18 protein-coding genes and 1 pseudogene are annotated in these 18,107 nt (G+C 70.4%); 11 read left to right on the top strand and 8 right to left on the bottom strand.

Annotation, left to right across the window (positions count from 1 at the left end; all coding sequences use genetic code 11):
* The first annotated feature begins 5 nt into the window (after positions 1–5).
* The 3 genes from VSH64_RS33070 (at position 6) to VSH64_RS33060 (ending at position 2,121) form a co-directional block, all read left to right on the top strand.
* Positions 6–434, top strand: a complete 429-nt coding sequence (locus VSH64_RS33070) for a YciI family protein (RefSeq protein ID WP_326566670.1) — start codon at positions 6–8, stop codon at positions 432–434.
* Positions 434–790 carry a YciI family protein gene (locus tag VSH64_RS33065; protein ID WP_326566669.1) on the top strand — a complete coding sequence of 119 codons (357 nt, stop codon included), beginning with the start codon at positions 434–436 and terminating at the stop codon, positions 788–790. The genes VSH64_RS33070 and VSH64_RS33065 overlap by 1 nt, the downstream gene beginning before the upstream one ends.
* 71 nt (positions 791–861) lie before the next feature.
* Positions 862–2,121 carry an RNA polymerase sigma factor gene (locus VSH64_RS33060; RefSeq protein ID WP_326566668.1) on the top strand — a complete coding sequence of 420 codons (1,260 nt, stop codon included), beginning with the start codon at positions 862–864 and terminating at the stop codon, positions 2,119–2,121.
* A gap of 15 nt (positions 2,122–2,136) precedes the next feature.
* Here the strand turns inward: VSH64_RS33060 and VSH64_RS33055 are convergent, their stop codons facing one another.
* From VSH64_RS33055 to VSH64_RS33045, 3 genes are all read right to left on the bottom strand, one after another.
* On the bottom strand, positions 2,137–3,006 hold the full coding sequence (locus VSH64_RS33055) for a nuclease (protein WP_326566667.1): 870 nt from the start codon (positions 3,004–3,006) through the stop codon (positions 2,137–2,139).
* Between the two features lie 110 nt (positions 3,007–3,116).
* Positions 3,117–4,799, bottom strand: coding sequence for an L-lactate permease (locus VSH64_RS33050; protein WP_326566666.1), 1,683 nt, complete (start codon positions 4,797–4,799; stop codon positions 3,117–3,119).
* Positions 4,800–5,270: 471 nt separating this feature from the next.
* Entirely contained in the window at positions 5,271–6,044 is a 774-nt protein-coding gene (locus tag VSH64_RS33045; protein WP_326566665.1) for an IclR family transcriptional regulator, read from the bottom strand.
* A gap of 233 nt (positions 6,045–6,277) precedes the next feature.
* On the opposite strand from VSH64_RS33045, the gene VSH64_RS33040 reads away from it, so the two are divergent.
* The 3 genes from VSH64_RS33040 to VSH64_RS33030 all read left to right on the top strand — a co-directional run bounded on the left by VSH64_RS33040 (position 6,278) and on the right by VSH64_RS33030 (position 9,536).
* On the top strand, positions 6,278–7,657 hold the full coding sequence (locus VSH64_RS33040) for a sensor histidine kinase (protein WP_326566664.1): 1,380 nt from the start codon (positions 6,278–6,280) through the stop codon (positions 7,655–7,657).
* Entirely contained in the window at positions 7,657–8,325 is a 669-nt protein-coding gene (locus tag VSH64_RS33035) for a response regulator transcription factor (RefSeq protein WP_326566663.1), read from the top strand. Before VSH64_RS33040 ends, VSH64_RS33035 begins: the two co-directional genes overlap by 1 nt.
* Positions 8,326–8,393: 68 nt before the next feature.
* Complete coding sequence (locus VSH64_RS33030) at positions 8,394–9,536, top strand: NHL repeat-containing protein (protein ID WP_326566662.1); 1,143 nt, start codon at positions 8,394–8,396, stop codon at positions 9,534–9,536.
* A gap of 162 nt (positions 9,537–9,698) precedes the next feature.
* Here VSH64_RS33030 and VSH64_RS33025 read toward each other — a convergent pair whose 3' ends face one another.
* The 3 genes from VSH64_RS33025 to VSH64_RS33015 form a co-directional block, all read right to left on the bottom strand.
* Positions 9,699–10,256 (bottom strand): NUDIX hydrolase, encoded by a 558-nt coding sequence (locus VSH64_RS33025; protein WP_326566661.1) that lies wholly within the window; start codon positions 10,254–10,256, stop codon positions 9,699–9,701.
* Between the two features lie 73 nt (positions 10,257–10,329).
* Positions 10,330–10,731, bottom strand: coding sequence for a CoA-binding protein (locus tag VSH64_RS33020; RefSeq protein WP_326566660.1), 402 nt, complete (start codon positions 10,729–10,731; stop codon positions 10,330–10,332).
* Positions 10,732–10,768: 37 nt separating this feature from the next.
* On the bottom strand, positions 10,769–11,272 hold the full coding sequence (locus VSH64_RS33015; RefSeq protein ID WP_326566659.1) for a VOC family protein: 504 nt from the start codon (positions 11,270–11,272) through the stop codon (positions 10,769–10,771).
* Positions 11,273–11,468: 196 nt separating this feature from the next.
* On the opposite strand from VSH64_RS33015, the pseudogene VSH64_RS48620 reads away from it, so the two are divergent.
* The 5 genes and pseudogenes from VSH64_RS48620 to VSH64_RS32990 form a co-directional block, all read left to right on the top strand.
* Positions 11,469–11,604, top strand: a pseudogene (locus VSH64_RS48620) (2-keto-4-pentenoate hydratase); the annotation flags it as partial.
* A 525-nt stretch (positions 11,605–12,129) separates the two neighbouring features.
* A complete protein-coding gene (locus tag VSH64_RS33005) occupies positions 12,130–13,467 on the top strand; it encodes a cytochrome P450 (RefSeq protein ID WP_326566658.1) in 1,338 nt (445 codons plus the stop codon).
* A 5-nt stretch (positions 13,468–13,472) separates the two neighbouring features.
* Entirely contained in the window at positions 13,473–14,507 is a 1,035-nt protein-coding gene (locus tag VSH64_RS33000) for a terpene synthase family protein (protein ID WP_326566657.1), read from the top strand.
* A gap of 17 nt (positions 14,508–14,524) precedes the next feature.
* Complete coding sequence (locus VSH64_RS32995) at positions 14,525–15,877, top strand: cytochrome P450 (RefSeq protein WP_326566656.1); 1,353 nt, start codon at positions 14,525–14,527, stop codon at positions 15,875–15,877.
* Positions 15,877–16,632, top strand: coding sequence for a glucose 1-dehydrogenase (locus VSH64_RS32990; protein ID WP_326566655.1), 756 nt, complete (start codon positions 15,877–15,879; stop codon positions 16,630–16,632). The genes VSH64_RS32995 and VSH64_RS32990 overlap by 1 nt, the downstream gene beginning before the upstream one ends.
* Positions 16,633–16,728: 96 nt before the next feature.
* Here VSH64_RS32990 and VSH64_RS32985 read toward each other — a convergent pair whose 3' ends face one another.
* Positions 16,729–17,589, bottom strand: coding sequence for an alpha/beta fold hydrolase (locus tag VSH64_RS32985; RefSeq protein WP_326566654.1), 861 nt, complete (start codon positions 17,587–17,589; stop codon positions 16,729–16,731).
* A 9-nt stretch (positions 17,590–17,598) separates the two neighbouring features.
* On the bottom strand, positions 17,599–18,057 hold the full coding sequence (locus VSH64_RS32980; protein WP_326566653.1) for a DUF1579 family protein: 459 nt from the start codon (positions 18,055–18,057) through the stop codon (positions 17,599–17,601).
* Positions 18,058–18,107 lie beyond the last annotated feature (50 nt).

Here is an 18,107-nt window from a genome sequence, read left to right as displayed (position 1 = left end):
TCCCAATGCGGTTCATGGTGATCATGAAGGCCAGCGAAGAGTCCGAATCCGGCCAGCTGCCCACCACCGAAATGCTCGCGGAAATGGGGAAGTTCAACGAGGAGCTCGTGAAGGCCGGCGTGATGCTGGCCGGCGAGGGCCTCACGTCGAGCGCCGACGGTGCGCGCGTGCGCTTCGCGGGCAACGCCGAGCCGACCGTGATCGACGGCCCGTTCACCGAGACCAAGGAGCTCGTGGCCGGGTTCTGGATCCTGCAGGTGAAGTCGAAGGAAGAGGTCATCGAGTGGGTGCGCCGCGTGCCCAACACCGACGGTGCGCACCACGAGATCGAGATCCGGCGCATCGCCGAGGCCGAGGACTTCGGCGACAACCTCACGCCCGAGCTGCGCGAGGCCGAAGAGCGCCTGCGTGGCGAAGCGGCGAAGAACGCCTGATGCGTTTCCTGGTGATGGTGAAGGCCACGGCTGATTCCGAAGCCGGGAACATGCCGAGCCGCGAGCTCATCGAGCAGATGGGGAAGTTCAACGAGGAGCTCGCGGCCTCGGGCCACCTGGTCCAGGCCGAGGGCCTCACCCCCAGCTCGGCGGGCGCGCGGCTGGTCTACTTCGAGGGCGAGCCTCAGCCGCAGGTGGTGGACGGGCCGTTCGCCGAGACGAAGGAGCTGGTCGCCGGGGTGTGGCTGCTGCAGGGTGAGTCGCTGGCGGAGATCGTGGAGCTGCTCAAGCGCGCACCCAACCCGGACCTCACCGCGGGTTCGCTGGAGATCCGGCCGCTGATCGAACTGCCGTGACGGTGGTGCCCGCCTGAGGTGGTGCTCCCGGGCCGCGCCCGGGGTTGCCCTCGGGCGGGCCAGCCTGTCTGATGGGCTCCGTGGAGACGCACGGTGCCGTGGAGGCGGTCTGGCGGATCGAGTCGGCGCGGGTGATCGCGGGCCTGGCCCGCATGGTGCGCGACGTCGGCCTGGCCGAGGAGCTCGCGCAGGACGCGCTGGTGGCCGCGCTGGAGCAGTGGCCGGAGACCGGCGTGCCGCGCAACCCGGGCGCGTGGCTGATGACCACGGCCAAGCGCCGCGCCATCGACCAGTTCCGCCGCAACGAGACCTTCGGCCGCAAACTCGACGAACTCGGCCGCGAACAACAGCTCGGCGAAGGCGTCCTCCCGGACTTCGACGCCGTCCTCGACGAAGAACACATCTCCGACGACATCCTCCGGCTCGTGTTCACGGCCTGCCACCCGGTCCTGCCCACGCCCGCCCGCGTCGCGCTGACGCTGCGCATGCTGGGCGGTCTCACGACCGACGAGATCGCCCGCGCGTTCCTGGTGAAGGAATCAACGGTGGCGCAGCGGATCGTTCGCGCGAAGAAATCCCTGGCGGACGCCCAGGTTCCCTTCGAGGTCCCGGTGGGCGCCGAGCGCATCGCCCGCCTTTCGTCCGTGCTCGAGGTCATCTACCTCATTTTCAACGAGGGCTACTCCGCCACCCACGGCGACGACTGGCTCCGGCCGGCACTGTGCGAGGACGCCCTGCGCCTGGCGCGCGTGCTCAGCGGCCTGATGCCGGCCGAGCCGGAAGTCCACGGGCTGGCGGCTTTGCTGGAGATCCAGGCTTCCCGCTCCGCCGCCCGCACCGGGCCCACCGGCGAGCCGGTGCTGCTGATGGAGCAGGACCGCGGCCGCTGGGACCAGCTGCTGATCCGGCGCGGTCTTGACGCGCTTTCCCGCGCGGAATCACTCGCGGACGGCGCTTACGGCCCGTACTCGGCCCAGGCCGCCATCGCCGCCTGCCACGCCCGGGCGCGCACGGCGGACGACACGGACTGGGCGCGGATCGCGGCGTTGTACGCGGGGCTGGCGCAGCTGACACCTTCGCCGGTGATCGAGCTGAACCGCGCGGTGGCCGTTTCGATGGCCGAGGGACCGGAGGCCGGGTTGGCTCTGGTGGACACCTTGCGCGACGAACCGGCGCTGGCGAACTACCACTTGCTGCCGAGCGTGCGGGGGGATTTCCTGCTGAAGCTGGGCCGTCGCGCCGAGGCCAAGGCGGAGTTCGAGCGGGCGGCGGACATGACGGGGAACGCCCGGGAGCGGACGTTGCTGCTTGATCGAGCGGCGGGGTGCTGAGGCGGAGTCTGCGTTTCAGGCCTCCACGAAAACAATCCGCTCCGGAGGCACCACCAGCTTCACCGTCTGCCTCTTCACCTCCACCAACGTCGCCAATTCCGTCGACTGTCCATCCGGGACGGTGAACAACCGGTCATCACGCGTGTCCAAGAACGAAGCGAACCCGGCCAGCGACACGCCGCCGGTCTCGTCCAACGCCAGATAGTCCGCCAACCGCCGGAACAACTTCGGCAACAGCACCAGCTCATCCTGCAACTGCGCGCGCGAGCGGAGCCGGAAACCCGACGTCGTCACGTCCGAGGCCCACACCCCGCTCCCCGAGCCGCGCGCGGTTTCAGCGGCTGCGGCCAGGGCTTGCCGCAAGTCGACGTACAGCAGTGAATAGAACGTCGGATAAGTCAGTCCTTCGGCGACCAACTGGTAGTTCACGCTGTTCTTCAAGGTCCGGACATCCAGGAACACGTCACTGCCATCCACCGAACGCCCCGGCCGTTGCCCCGGGAAGGCGAACGCCACCGCGCGCCCGTACTTGTCCGCGAAGCGCGTGAGGATGTGCCCCGACACCTTCTCCGGCTTCGCCGAAGTGACGACGCCGCCGGGGCCCCGGACGACCGACGAGAAGCCCAGCAGCGAAACCAGCCGGTCGGCCGCGCCGTCGCCGAGGGCGGCTGGCTGGTGGAGCAGGTCGCCGCCGCGGGGGCGGTAGTGGGTTTCGAGTGCGTCGATGGCGTCGAGGCGCAGTTGCATTCCGCCGCGGGAGTTGAGGCGGACGCGCAGGCCGGCGGCTTTCGTGGCGGCGGGGTCGTCGGGGTAGAAGCGCACGGAGTCGCCGTCCGGGGCGGCGCCGAGGAGCTGGAACGTGCCTTTGATCAGGGTCAGTGGCATGTGCACCACGGTAAGTCGCGCGGCGCCGCGTGTGTCCGGTTTTCATCCGGACAGCCCAGCCACCGGCCACAGTGGACGGTGACTGGCTGCCCGGAAGCGCGGAAACCTCGTCAGGGAATCATGAAACCGAGCACGGTCGCCTGCAGCAGCGAGATCACGCCGACCACCGCCGTAAGGGCGAGTGACCACAGGAACGTTTGGCGCAGCAGTGATCCCTCCTTGCCGCTCTGCCCGATCGCCGTCGCGCCGATGGAGAGGTTCTGCGGGGAGATCATCTTGCCCATCACGCCACCGGAGGTGTTGGTGGCGCCGGCCAGCACCGGGTTGAGGTGCAGCTGCTGCGCGGAGATCACCTGCATGGGCCCGAAAAGGCTGTTGGTCGACGCGTCGGAGCCGGTCAGGAACACCCCGAGCCACCCGATGTAGGCGGAGAAGATCGGGAACAGCACGCCGGTCGTGGCCAGGGCGAGGCCGAGCGTCTGCGTGGCGCCGGAGTAGTTCATCACGAACGCGATGGCGAGGATCATGAAGATCGTCGCGAGCGCCCAGCGCATCTGGTGCAGCGTGGCGCGGTAGGTCCGCAGCAGCTGCTTCGGCCGCGCTCCCATGGTGAAGCCCGCGATCACCGCGGCGATGAGCGCGATCGTGCCGGGGGAGAAGAGGAAGTCGACGGTGAACGTCGCCGCGTACGGCGTGTCCTTCGGCGTGATGGGCGCGTGCTGGATCACGTGGTTGTGCAGACCCGGCCACGCGAACACCCAGTCGGCCTTGTGCAGCAGCTTCGTGAGGTCCAACCACACCGGCAGGTGCGCGAAGATCGTGCCGATGCGGGACAGGAAGATCGCGAGGATCAGGATCACGTACGGCGTCCACGCGTACAGCGCGCCGCGTTCCGAGCGGGCGGCACCGAGGCTCGCCGATTTCACCGGCTCCTCGCCTTCGAAGCGCCACACGGTTTTCGGCTGCCAGAAGCGCGTGAGCACGTACAGGGCGGCCATCGCGGCGAGGGCGGCGAGCACGTCGACGAGGCTCGCGCTGATGTAGTTCGACGCCACGAACTGCATGAGCGCGAACGCCAGCCCGGCCGTGACCACGGCGGGCCAGACCTCGAGCATCTTCTTCCAGCCGGCCAGCACCACGATCAGGAACGCCGGGATGATCACGGCCAGGAACGGCACCTGCCGCCCGACCATCGACGAGAACGCCGCCGTCGCCTCCTCCGGCTTGAGGTGCATGATCGGCCCGGTGAGCCGGCCGAGCACGATCAGCGGGTTGCCGAGCCCGCCGAACGCCACCGGCGCGGTGTTCGCCAGCAGCGCCAGAACCACGGCCTTCACCGGCGGAAACCCGAGCGCGGCCATCATCGCCGCCGTGATCGCGATCGGCGACCCGCCGCCCGCCACACCTTCCAGCAGCGCCCCGAAGCTGAACGCGATCAGCAACGCCTGCAGCCGCCGGTCCTCACTGAACCCGGCGAGCACGCGCTTGATGCTGTCGAAGCGGCCGGTGGCCACCGTGACGTTGTGGAAGTACACGGCGTGGAACGCGATCCACGCCACCGACCACACGCCGAACACCACCCCCATCGCCGCCGAGTCGAGCGCCAGCCCCACCGGCATCCGGTAGAGCAGCAGCGCCACCCCGAGCGCCGTCAGCAGCGCCAGCGCCGCCGACAGGTGCGCCGAAAGCTTCACCACGCCGAGCGCCACCAGCAACACGATGATCGGCAGCGCGGCGAGCAGCGCGGACACCCACAGCCCGCCCGCCGGTTGGTAGTCCTGGATCCAGGTCACGCGTCAGCCCCTTCGCTGATCACCTGAGCCTCCCGACGGCGGCGGTTCCGGGCGGGCCCAGTCTTCGTTTCTTCACCGGCGACGGCGGGGTGCCGGGCCGGAGTCGGTGGGTGGGTGGCTGCGGCGAGGGCGCCGAGGTCGGGTTGGTGGTGGTCGTGCCGAGCCGACGATGGGGACTGAGGTCGTGACCAGGTCGACGTCGTCGGTTGCCGGCTGAAGGTGTGTGGCACTGGATCGAATCGAGCCGAGTCAGTGGTGGCGTCGAGCCGGAGTGGGGGATCTGACCGGTACGGCGAAGTCGTCACGGCCGAAGCCGAAATCCCGCAGAAGCCGTAGACCTGGGTCAACCTGCGTGAATGGCCGAATCCGACCGCGAGCTGAAGCCCAGCCCGACCTGAACTCCCGGTCCACAGCGAGGCCGCGGGATCTACGCAGCAGTCGAAGCAACCGCCGAACCTGCCAACTCAGGCCCTACCGGCTCCGCACATACCCCAACCGCAACGACAACGCCGCCGCCGTCCCGGCCACCGTCGCGCCCAGTTCCTCCGCGCGGCGCAGCACGCGCGGGGCCGGCCCGGCCACGCTGATCGCCGCGATCGGGCGGCCCGAGTGGTCGCGCACGGCCGCGGCGACGCAGCCCACGTCCGGTTCGTTTTCGACGTCGTCGACCGCCCAGCCGCGGCGGCTGGTGCGGGCGAGGTCGTCCAGGAGGCGGCCGGGGTCGATGATGGTCTTCAGGGTCAAGCTGTCGAGTTTCATGCGGCGCACGCGTTCGACGCGGTCCATCTCCGGCAGGGCTGCGAGCCACGCCTTGCCGAGGGAGGTGGCGTGCTGCGGGCGGCGCGTGCCGAGGCGGCAGGCCAGCGTGACGGCGCTGGCGCTGCGCTCGGTGGCGACGTAGACCATCGTGTCGTTGTCGGGCACCGCGAGGTAGGTCGTCTCGCCCGAGCGTTCGGCCAGGGAGGCCAGGTAGCGCGGCGCGCAGCGGTGCAGGTCGGTCGCGGCCATGGCGCGGGCACCCAGCTCGACCAGGCGTGTACCGAGGCGCACGCGGCCGGTCACGGTGTCCGCTTCCAGGTATTCGAGCCGTTTCAGGGTGCCGACGATGCGGTACGCCGCGCTGCGCGAAAGCCCCAGTTGCCTCGCGATCGCGTTGGTGGAAATCTCCTGGTGCTGCCCGACGTGTTCGAGCACCGCGAGCCCCCGCTCGAGTGTGCCGCTCTGGTCCAAGACTCGTTCCGTCACGTCGTCGCCCCTTCGCCCAATTTCCCGCTCATCGGCACGTGTTTCCGGTAAGCGGGGTTGGACGCTAACACCTCGGATGTATGGACGGAAGATCTTGACCTACTTTCGTATTATGCCAGGTAGAGGTTGCCCTTAATGGTTCAACCTCCGATCGTTAGGACGCCTAACAAAGCAACGGGAAATGTCTGAACAGGACAAAATTTCGGCCGGCGGAGAATCGTTACCCTGCGTACGTGAGATTGCGAGCGGTGATCGGCGTGCGGGTGCGGACCACGGCCGTCGCGGTGGTGGTGCTGGCGCTGGCCATCGCGGTGGCGTGTGTGGTCGTGGTGGTGCTGCTCGAGGAGTCACTCGATCGCAGCGTGACGGAGAGTGCCCGCAGCGCCGGCCGCCAGGTCGCCATCCAGCTCGTGCGGGAAGGCGCGCGTGACCTTTCCGCCAGCGACGTCGCCAGCACCGGCGACACCGAAGCGGTTACGCAGGTGCTGGACAAGAACAACGTCCCGATCGCCGGCGACCCGGCCATCACCGGCCACCCGCCGCTCACCGCGAACCGGCCGGCCCCCGGCCGCGAAACCGTGGAAACCCTCCCGCTCGGCCTCAACGGCGACGGCGCCGACTACCGCGTGGTCTCCCAAGGCGTGAGCGGGCCCGGCGGGCCGTTCATCGTCATCTCGGCCCGGTCGCTCGAACCCGTCACCGAAGCCTCGACCCGGCTCACCCTCCTGCTCGCCCTGATTTCGCTGCCCTTGCTGGCCATCGCGGGCTTCGCCGTCTACCGGTCGGTCGGCGCCGCGCTGCGGCCGGTCGAACGCATGCGCCGCACCGTCGCCGAAGTGTCCACAAGGGACTTGACCACCCGGGTGCCGCTGCCGCCGGGCCGGGACGAGGTGCACCGGCTCGCCGTGACCCTCAACGAAATGCTCACCCGCCTGCACTCGGCCCAAGCCGCGCAACGCCGGTTCGTCGCCGACGCCAGCCACGAGCTGCGCAGTCCACTTTCGACGATCAGCACCGCGCTCGACGTGTCCGGCCGCCACCCGGAGACGACCGGTGAGCTCGTGCCCGTGATCACCCGCGAAACCGCCCGCCTGCGCGAACTCGTCGACGATCTGCTCATGCTCGCCCGCACCGACGACACCACCGACCAGCCGGCCAGCACCGAAGTGGACCTCGACGACATCGTGCGCGCCGAAGGACGGCGGATCAGCGCCGAAGGCCCGCTCCGCATCGAGGTGCGCGCCGGCCCGGCGAAGGTTCGCGGCAGCGAGGCCCAGCTGCGCCGGGCCGTGCGCAACCTCGTGGACAACGCCCGCGGCCACGCGCGGGAACGCGTCCGGGTCGCCAGCTGGGTCCACGACGCCACGGCCGTGGTCGAGGTCAGCGACGACGGCCCCGGTGTGGCGCCCGAGGACCGCGAGCGCGTGTTCGAACGGTTCGTGCGCCTCGACGCCTCACGCCAGCGTGGCCACGGCGGCACCGGGCTCGGTCTGCCGATCGTCGCGGGCATCGTCGCGCGCCACGGCGGCCGGGCGAGCTACGCCGACGTGACCGACCCGAGCTACCCCGGTGCCCATTTCCGGATCGAACTGCCCTGCTTCGAGGAGGACTGATGCGCCTGCTGATCGTCGAGGACGAGCGCGAGCTCGCCGAAACCCTGCGCCGCGGCCTCGTCGCCGAGGGCTTCACCGTCGACGTGGTCCACACCGGACCCGACGGCCTGTGGTCGGCCACCGAGCATGACTACGACACCGTGGTCCTCGACATCATGCTGCCCGAGCTCTCCGGCTACGAGGTGCTCAAACGCCTGCGCGCACAGGAAAACTGGACGCCGGTGCTCATGCTCACCGCGAAGGACGGCGAATACGACGAGGCCGACGCGTTCGACCTCGGTGCCGACGACTACCTGTCCAAGCCGTTCTCCTTCGTGGTGCTCGTCGCCCGGCTGCGGGCCCTGCTGCGCCGCGGCGCCCCGGCTCGCCCGGCCGTGCTCGCCGCCGGCGACCTGCGGCTCGACCCGGCCGCGCGCACCGTCCACAGGGGAGAGCAGCGCATCGCGCTGACCGCGCGCGAGTTCGGCCTGCTCGAATTCCTGCTGCGCCGCCAGGGTGCGGCGCTGTCGAAGAACGAGATCCTCGGTCACGTGTGGGACGCCCACTACGAGGGTGACGAGAACGTGGTGGAGGTCTACGTCGGTTATCTCCGGCGCAAGATCGACGCGCCGTTCGGCACGCACACCATCGAAACCGTGCGCGGGGTCGGCTACCGGCTCGTCACCTGAACGAACTCTTACTGAACTCCCACCACCCCGGCTTTCCTGGTACGAGCGTGCCAGTGGATGCTGTGCCCGTGGCTACCGGCACCCTGGTCAGCAGTGCGCCCTCCGTGGAGCAGGGCGAGCTGATCTCCTTCACCTACACGACGCCCCCGTCGTCGGTCACCCCCGCGAACTGGGTCGGGCTCTACGCCGATCCCGGCGACGGCCCCGTGGACCAGACCTACGTCGGCCCGTCGACGCTGTGGGACTACACCCCGCTCGCGAGCGGCACCGTCTCGTTCTCCACCGGCTCGCTCGGCCCCGGGAACTACATGGCGTTTTACCTGGCTGACGACGGCTACGCCTGGCTCGCCGAGCCCGTGCGCTTCGTGGTGCGCCCGACTCCGCAGACGCTCCCGCCGGTCTACCAGGGCGCGTTCGGCCGCAGCGGCCGCGGACCGGTGCAGTTCAGCAGCCCGGCCGGCCTCACCGTCGACGCGCGGGGCCAGATCTGGGTCGCCGACACCGGCAACGACCGCGTGCAGGCCTTCACCCGAGACGGCCGGCTGGTGCGCGTGCTCGCCGGCCGGTTCAAGGCGCCGCAGGCCGTGGCGGTCGACCACGCGGGCAACGTGTACGTGGCCGACACCGGCAACAACCGCGTGGTCGCCTACTCGTGGTGGGGCGGCTTCTCGCGCGAGTACGGCGCCGGCCAGCTCGACAACCCGCGCGGCGTCGCGATCGACACCGCGGGCCGGCTGCTCGTGTCGGACACCGGTCACCAGCGCGTGGCCCGCTTCGACACCCGCACGGGCAAGGCGCTCACCGACATCACGGAGAAGGTCAGCTCGCCGCAGGGCATCGTCAGCGACGGCGCGGGCGGCGCGTGGATCGTGCAGAACGGCCGCGCGGCCGGCGGCAACGTCGCGGTGGTGCACTACTCCGGCGACGGCAAGGCGATCGGCTCGATCGGCGGCGGCCGGACCAGCGAGTTCGGCGGCCTGGCCAACCCGGCCGGCATCGCGCTCAACGCCCAGGGCGACGCCTACGTGACCGTGCCCGACCACGGCTGGGTCGCGCAGTTCCGCACCACCGGCCCCTACCGCGCCGAGTTCGGCACCGACGGCCCCGGCGCGCTGAGCTTCCCGCTCGGCGTGGCCGTGGACGCGCAGGGCCGCATCTTCGTGGCGGACACCGGCAACGATCGCATCGTCCACTTCGGAGTGAGCGCGTAAGGGAGTTCCCCGCCGCCGGGTCCTCGGTGCCGCGGTTTCTCCGACCAGCACGCGATGAAGCTGCCGAACGGCAACCGCTCGCACGGGTAACCCGCCCGCCGACCCGGACGGGTGGGCCAAGCCGGTGTGTCCAGCGGGTCCGGATGCCGAGCTGACGCGGTTCTACCGAGCCGGCCGGCCGAACTCTCCGTAGTGGGTCTCGCCGGAGAGCAGCGCCCGGTGCGCCAGCGCCACACGCCGGGCCTTGGACGGCCGCAGCCGGGGCGTGGCCTCGGCCAGGTCCAGGAACTCGAAGCCGCCGAGCTCGTCGCCGGCGGGTTCGATCGCTCGCACCTGCGCAGGGCTGAGGGTGCCACCGTCGAAGATCAGCTGCAGGCTGTCGCGCCAGAGGCCGTGGGTCGGCATCCAGTCGACGAGCAGCAGCCGCCCCAGCGTGAGGTCGAGGCCGAGCTCCTCGCGGATCTCGCGGTGGCAGGCCGCGAGCGGGGACTCGTCGTCTTCGACCAGGCCGCCCGGGATCTCCAGGAACGGCTTGTAGGTCGGGTCGACGAACAGCACGCGCCCCTGCTCGTCGCGCACGAGCGCGCCGGCGGCCACGTTCTTGCGGGGCAGCCGGCCGGCGATGCCGGGGTTGAACTCGGCCTCGGGTTCGCCGTCGGCCCGCAGGTCCGCGGCGAACACCGTCGGATCGCCGCGGTGGTGGGGCTGTTCGTCGGTCACAGTGCCTCGCCGGCCAGGAGCGTGCCTCGGCCGGCGGACGCTGCTACGCGTTGATGATGCCCCAACCGAGCGGTCAGTTCTTGGAGATCGCCGCCACCGCGCGGACCACGGCGGTGCAGCGGTTCTCCACGTACTCCAGCCCGCCCTCTTCCGCGATGCGCTTGGCCTCCGCGGAGACGATGCCCTGCTGCAGCCACAGCGCCTTCGCCCCGATGGCCACGGCGTCGGCCGCGATCCCGGGGGCCTCGGCGGCCGGCCTGAAGACGTCGACGAGGTCCACGGGCTCCGGGATGTCCTTCAGCGAGCGGTACACCTTCTCGCCGAGCAGTTCCGTGGCCGACGGGTGCACCGGGATGATCCGGAACCCGTGGGCCTGGAGGGTGGCCGGCACCCCGTGCGCGGCTTTCGCCGGGTCGCGGCTGAGGCCGACCACCGCGATCGTGGTGGCGCTCGCGAGGATCTCTTCAGGTTGCATACCGGGAGAACGTACCCGCCGAGCAGGGGATTCCACGTCAGCCGATCTTCGAGCCGTACATCTCACCGAGGTTGTCGGCGATGAGTTCGACGCGGGCGCCGTCGGGGTCGGTGAGGTAGATCGAGGTGCCGCTCTCCTCCAGGTACTTCACGCCGGCCTCGTCGAGACGGGTGCGCGCGGCGGCCCAGTTCTCGGGGGTGAGCGAGAGCGCGAGGTGGTGGAGACCGCCGAGCACTTCGGCGTACGGGCCGAGGTCGAGGCCCGGCAGGTCGAAGAACGCGACCGCGTTGCCGTTGCCGACGTCGAAGAAGAAGTGGCTCGAACCCGGGTAGTCGCGGTTCTCGATCAGCTCGGTGAGCGGGAAGCCGAGCACGTCCTGGTAGAAGGTGATCGTGCGCTCGACGTCGCTGGAGATGAGCGCGGTGTGGTGGATGCCGCGGCCGGCGGTCGTGGCCCGGACGGCAGCGGGGTGCAGGTGCTTGTCCCGCAGCTGGTCACGCGCTTCGGTGAGCTTCGCGACTTCGGTCTCGTTCGGTGCCATCGCTGGTCACGTCCTCTCGGTGAGCTGGTACCTCAAAAGCTACGCCTCAAGTCTCTCGCGCACAAGAAGTTTCTACGAAAGAGAGTTGGCCGTGCCGTCCAGTGGAACGCCTGACATCGCTCACCCGGGCCTGACCAGGGAGAGTTCCGCGGCGTCGAGAACCGGACGGAAGTCGTCGACGCCCTGGCGCGGCGCCGCGACCGGCGTGGTGCTGGGTTCGCCGGTGAGCGCACTCGTGGGGCCGGCCAGCACCGTCAGCCCGCTCGGGATCACACCCGAACCGGGGCACGTGGTTCTGCCCGGGGTCGATGACCCGGGTTTTTCCCGTGGCCCGGGTGTCACGGCACTCGAAGCCGGCTCCCGCGTGTACGGCGGCCTCGCGTTGTTCGAAGGCGGCGTGCTCGTCACTTCACGCACCTGGGGGTGGTCACGCTCCCGGCGCCGCGGTCGCGGTGGCAACGCGTGCGCGGGCCGTTCTCGTGCCCGATCGACATTCACGCGGTTTTGTCCACTGCCGGGCAGCTCACCGTCACTCACCGCTGAGGAACAGGCGTTGTTTGGCCCGAAAGAACACTTCTTCGAGGCGTTAACAGGAACCCGGATCCATAGCGAGTGAATACGTCGAGTGGGTGACGTGTGCCGCGGTTCTTGACAGATTCCGTTGCGACGCTTGGAATCGAGAGGCACGAGGGCTGAACCTCGACGATTCGCGGCCTCCGCTCGAGGGCCGCCGAACCCACCACTTTCACCTTCAGGGGGCTCCTTTGTCTCGCGTTGAAACATGCCCCGAGGACCCGTCCGGAAGACCCGCCGCGGCCGAGTGTCCACACCGGACAGAGAGCCGGCCGGTCGCCTCGGTGCCGGCGCGGGAGGCCGTCGAAGCACCCGGAGCGTGGCCCGTGCTCGGCCACATCGTGCCGGTGCTGCGCAAACCTCTCGAGTTCCTGCCCGCGCTGGCCCGCTACGGCGATGTCGTGAAGGTCCGCTTCGGCAACTTCCCGGTGTACGTCGTCGCCGATCCCGACGCCACGCGCGACGTACTCGTGCCGGGCGACCTCGACTACAAGCGCGGCCTGTGCTTCGAACGGCTGAAGCCGGGCCTCGGCGAGGGGATCGCGACCGCGTCGGGCGACGAGCACCGCCGGCTGCGCAAGCTCCTGCAGCCGGTGTTCAGCCGCGAACGCCTCGTGGAGTACTCGTCGATCATGCGCACCGCGGCCGAAGAGGCGGCGGATTCCTGGCAGGACGGCGAAACGCTGGCCGCCGACGAGGTGATGAACGACCTGGCGCTCACCGCGTTGACCCGCAGCCTGTTCAAGTTCACCGCCAGCACCGACACGGCCGACGCGATCAAGCACGGCATGCGGCTGCTCACCCACAGCCTCCTCAAGCGCATCGTGCTGCCGCCGGCGTGGGAAAAGGTTCCCACGCCCGGCAATCTCCGGTTCACCCGCGCGATGAACCGGATGAACCGCTCGATCGACGACGTCGTGACCGCCTACCGCGCGGCAGGAGAGGACCGCGGCGATGTCCTGTCGGCCCTGCTCGCGGTGCGCGACGACGACGGCAACGGCCTGTCGGACAAGGAACTCCACGCGCAGGTGATGACGCTCGCGCTCACCGGCGTCGAGGCGCCCGGGGCGACGCTGGGCTGGGTGCTCTACGAGATCGGCCGCGACCCCGAGGTGTCCGCGCGGGTGCGAGCCGAACTCGACGCCGTGCTCGGCGGCCGCGCCCCGGAGTACGACGACCTGCCCGCGCTGGAGTACCTCGGCCGCGTGATCGACGAGGTGCTCAGGCTGCACACGCCCCTGCTGTTCTCCCGGCGCACGCTGACCGAGGTCCGCGCCGGGCGGTCCACCATCCCGGCCGACGCGGAGCTCATCTACAGCCCCTACCTGCTGCACCACGACCCGCGCTGGTTCCCGGACCCCCTGCGCTTCGACCCCGACCGGTGGCTGCCGGAGAACGCGCAGCGGATCCCGAAGGGCGCCTACATCCCGTTCGCCGCGGGCTCGTACCAGTGCATCGGCAAGGTGTTCGCGACGATGGAGCTCACGATGATCACCGCGGTGATCTGCGCGCGCTGGAACCTGAGCCTCGCGCCGGGCACGGAGGTCCGGGAGGTCGCGAGCGCGCTGATCCGCCCCGACAAGCTGCCGATGACGGTCAGCCGCCGCGCGGCGTTGGTGTGAACGCCGTGGACAGCTACGAGATGCCGGACCTGCGGCTGCCGTTCGAAACCGCCTCGCACCCCGATGCGGAGCACGTGCAGGAGCTCACCGAGGCGTGGTGCCTCAAGTTCGGGCTGCTGCGGTCGCCTTCGGTCGCGCGGAAGTTCCGCGCGCTCGGCTACGGCCGCATCATGGCCACGCTCACGCCGTGGGCCCCGCTCGAAGGCCTGGCGCTGATCACCGACTGGAACAGCTTCTTCTTCGTCACCGACGACCAGCAGAACATCGGCGTGACGACCGGCCGGGTCGCGCGCTACGAGGGACTGGTGGCGAGCATGCGCCGCGTGATCGGCGGTGACTCGCGCCCGACGGTGCACGAGGACCATCCGCTGATCGCGGCGTTGCGCGACCTGCTCGATCGGACGCTCGTTGCTCAGAGCCTGCACAGCCGACCGGACGACTGGGTCACGCGGTTTCGCGGCAACCTCGACCTGTGGCTCACCGGGCACCTGGCCGAGAACGCCTACCGGCAGTCGGGAACCGTGCCGACGGTCGAGGACTACGTCGCGGTGCGCCGGGCCGCGTCCACCGTGCTGCCGACGGTGGACCTCGTGGAGCTGGTCGAGGGCGCGACGGTGCCGGACGTGCTGTACCGGTCGCCGCAGTACCAGACCGTGGTCCAGGGCACCGCCGACATCATGTGCTGGATCAACGACATCCACTCGCTGCACATGGAACAGGGCGACCCGATCAACCTCGTCACCGTGCTCGACCACCACGAGCACCTGGGGGTGCAGCGCGCGATCGACGCCGTGGCCGCGCGCGTCGCGTCCCGAGTGGACGATCACCTCGCGGCGACGCGTGAGCTGCCGGCGGTGCTGGCGGCGCTGGGCGTGGCGGAGCCGGAGGCGGTGCTGCGGTGCGTGCGTGACCAGCAGTCGTGGGCCGCCGGCATGGAGGCCTGGGACCGCACCGACACCATCCGGTTCTCGGCCGCCGAGGCCACCGGCGCGAAAGCGTCCTATGTGGACGATCTGCTCGACTGGCCGACCACGGCCTGACCCCTTTGGAGCTCCCCATGACCACGCTCCTGGCTCGCCAGGCCCCCACCGCGCCGGGTGACCTCCCGTTGCTCGGCCACACCCTTTCCCTGTTGCGCCCCGACCGCGTCGGGTACCTCACGTCGTTGCAGCCCGTGGGTGACCTCGTGCGGATCCGCATCGGCACGCACCCGTTCCTGGTGCTGAACTCGCCGGAGCTCGTGCGGACCGTGATGGTCGAAGAGGCGAAGAGCTTCGACCGCGGGCGCATCTTCCAGAAGGCGCGCCCCTACGTGGGCGAAGGCCTGTTCACCGCGGAAGGCACCGAGCACCTCCGGCAGCGCCGCATGGTGCAGCCGGCGTTCCACCGCGAGCAGATCCAGCGCAGCATCCGGATCATGAACGACGTCGTCCGGAAGCAGGCCGCGACCTGGCGGCCCGGCGCGACCGTCGCGATGGACCGCGAGATGCACGTGCTGGCGAGCGAGATCATCGGCCAGTGCATGTTCCTCGCGCCGGAAGCGCGGGAAGTGGTGCAGCTCGCCCGCGACGAGCTGCCGGCCTTGCTGCAGGGCCTCGGCCAGCGCACGCTGCTGCCGGACTTCCTCGCGCGCGTGCCGACTCCGGTCGGCCGGCGCTTCGACGCCGCGTGCGCGGACCTGCGGGCCGCGGCCGCGCGGCTGGTCACGGTGTACCGCGAGAACCACGGTGACCTCGGCGACTTCGTGTCGCTGCTGCTCGGCGCGCACGACGCGCGCACCGGCACCACACTCACCGACACGCAGATCCGCGACCAGATCATGACGCTGCTGATCGCCGGCATCGAAACCCCCGCGACGCTCATGACGTGGGCGATGTACGAGCTCGCCCGCGATCCGGCGCTGCGGGCTCGGCTGGAGGCCGAGGTCGACGAGGTCGTCGGCGATCGCGACATCGAGGCGGCCGACCTGCCGGCGTTGACGCTCACCGAAGCGTTCGTGGACGAGAACCTGCGGCTGCACCATCCACTGTGGATCTTGATGCGCCGCGCGGTGAAGCCGGTGACGCTCGGCGGCGTGACCATCGAGCCGGGCAGTGAGGTGCTCTACAGCCCGGCCGCGCTGCAACGCGACCCGACGATCTTCCCCGATCCGCTGCGGTTCAACCCGGACCGCTGGCTCGGCGACGCCCCGACCGACCGGATGCGGCGCGCGTTCATGCCGTACGGCCTCGGCAACCGGCAATGCATCGGCGACGCGTTCTCCGGCGTCCAGATGAAAATCACCATCGCGGGCATCGTCGCCGCCCGGCGGCTGGACCTGCCGGCCGGGTTCCGGCCGAAGACCGTGATCTCCAGCATCGTGCACCTCGACCGGCTGCCGATGACCGTCCACCAGCGAGGAAACCAGTGATGCTCGAAGGCAAGTCCGTGATCGTGACCGGTGCCGGCTCCGGCATCGGCCGCAGCACCGCGTTGGTCCTCGCCGGGTACGGCGCGCGCCTGCTGCTCGCCGACATCGACCACGGCACCTGCCGGGAGACGGCGGACCTGGTGACCGCGGCCGGCGGCACGGCCACCGCAGTGAAGGCCGACGTGTCGCTGGCGGACGACGTCGAGGCGATGGTGGAGGCGGCCGTGTCCGCGTACGGCCGGCTGGACGGGGCGTTCAACAACGCCGGCGTGGACGGTGCGTTCGAGTCCGTGGCCGACTCGACCCAGGAGAACTGGGACCGGGTGATGTCGGTGAACCTCGAAGGCGTGTGGCTGTGCCTGCGGGCCGAGGTCCGCCGGATGCTCCCGACCGGCGGCGGGTCCATTGTGAACACTTCCTCGACCGGCGGGCTGGTCGGCATGGGGATCGGCTTGTCCGCCTACGTCGCCGCCAAACACGGCGTGGTCGGCCTCACCCGTGCCGCGGCTCTCGAATACGCGACGCAGGGGATCCGGATCAACGCCGTGTGCCCCGGGACCGTGCGCACCGGGATGTACGAGCAGGTGGTGGCCACCGGAGTGGTCACCGAAGAGCAGATCGCGGCCATGCAGCCGATCAACCGGCCCGCGCAGCCGGAGGAGATCTCGGAGTCGGTGGCGTGGCTGCTGTCGGACCGGGCGTCGTTCGTCACGGGCCAGGCGTGGGCGGTGGACGGCGGGTTGGTTGCGCAGTGAACGAGGCCCATCAAATGGCGTGGTCCGGTGAGTCAGCGGCCCAGTGAAGGCGGCAGCCTCGGTGAGCGAGCTCGGTGACTCGGGTGGCGCGGTGAGCTAGGCCTTCGCGGCCACGCGTTCGATGCCGTCGAGCACGCGGGGCCAGACGGGCTCCGGCAGGTCGTGGCCCATGCCCGGCACCACGTCGAGGTCGGCGCGCAGGGCGCGGGCCGTGGCGCGGCCGCCGGAGACGTTCACCAGCGGGTCGCGCGCGCCGTGGATCACCAGCGCCGGCACGGTGAGGCGGCGCAGCGCGGCGGTGCGGTCGCGGGTGGAGAGGATGGCCGCGAGCTGCCGGGCCGCGCCGCCGGGGTTCACGCCGCGGTCGTAGGTGCGTTCGGCTCGTTCGCGCATGCGCTTTTCGTCGAACGGGTAGCCCGGCGAGCCGATCAGGCGGAACGTTTTCACCAGCAGCTCCACGTACTCCTCGCGCCCGCGCGGCTGCGGCGCCAGCATCGACGCGGCGGCGCGCGGGCTCGGGTGGCCGATGAGGCGGCTGCCGGTGGTGGACATGATCGACGTGAGCGAGCGGACGCGGCCGGGGTGCCGGATGGCGAGCGTCTGCGCGATCATGCCGCCCAGCGACGCGCCGACCACGTGCGCCTGCTCGACGCCGAGCGCTTCGAGCAGGCCGGCGGTGTCGTCGGCCATGTCGGCGAGCGAGTACGGCGCCGCGCGCAGCAGGTAGGCGCGCACCACATCGACGCGCCCGGACATGCGCTGCGAGCGACCGGCGTCGCGGTTGTCGAAGCGGATCACGCGGAAGCCGCGCGCGGCGAGCTGCTCGCAGAAGTCGTCGTCCCACCAGGTCATCGGCGCGGCCAGGCCCATGATCAGCACCAGCGGCGGGGCGTCCGCGGCGCCGAACTCCTCGTGGCAGAGGGTGATGCCGTTGGCCTGCGTGGTCTGCTCGCTCATGCTCCCTTCCTACTGCGTACGGGTGTAGCGCGCCCGCAGGAACGGGCTGAACTCGGCGGTGTCGCCCAGTTTCACGTCGATCTCGTGGGTGAGCACGTCGTCCGCGGGCGTGAACCGGTGTCGGGCGATGCCGCGCGGAGTGCGCTTTTCGAGGTGCAGCGTCCCGTCGCGCCAGCCGCCGCGGCCGGGTTCGCCGGGTGGGAAGCCGTAGCTGTCGAAGCCGTACCAGAGCGTTTCCTGCGTGGCCGGGTCGACGGTGAACACGTTGTGGCCCAACAGGGTGCTGCCGTCCTCACGCGTCTGCACGTAGTCCTGCACCACCGCGAAGCCGGCCAGCGCGGCCCGGTACGCGGCCGTGCCCTTAGCCGTCGACGCGGGCGCCCAGGGTGAGGCCGCCAGCTCCTCGGTGCCGGCCCAGTCGCCGACCAGTGCGCTGAGCGCTTCGTGCGCTTCACCTCTCCGCGGCATCTCCACGGTGCTCTCCTTTCGACAGGTGCCTGTCAATCTGCGACACTAAC

Source organism: Amycolatopsis rhabdoformis, assembly GCF_035918295.1.
Taxonomy (GTDB): Bacteria; Actinomycetota; Actinomycetes; order Mycobacteriales; family Pseudonocardiaceae; genus Amycolatopsis; species Amycolatopsis rhabdoformis.
Note: the sequence above shows the minus strand (reverse complement) of the source record. Positions and strands in the feature narration are given on the sequence as shown.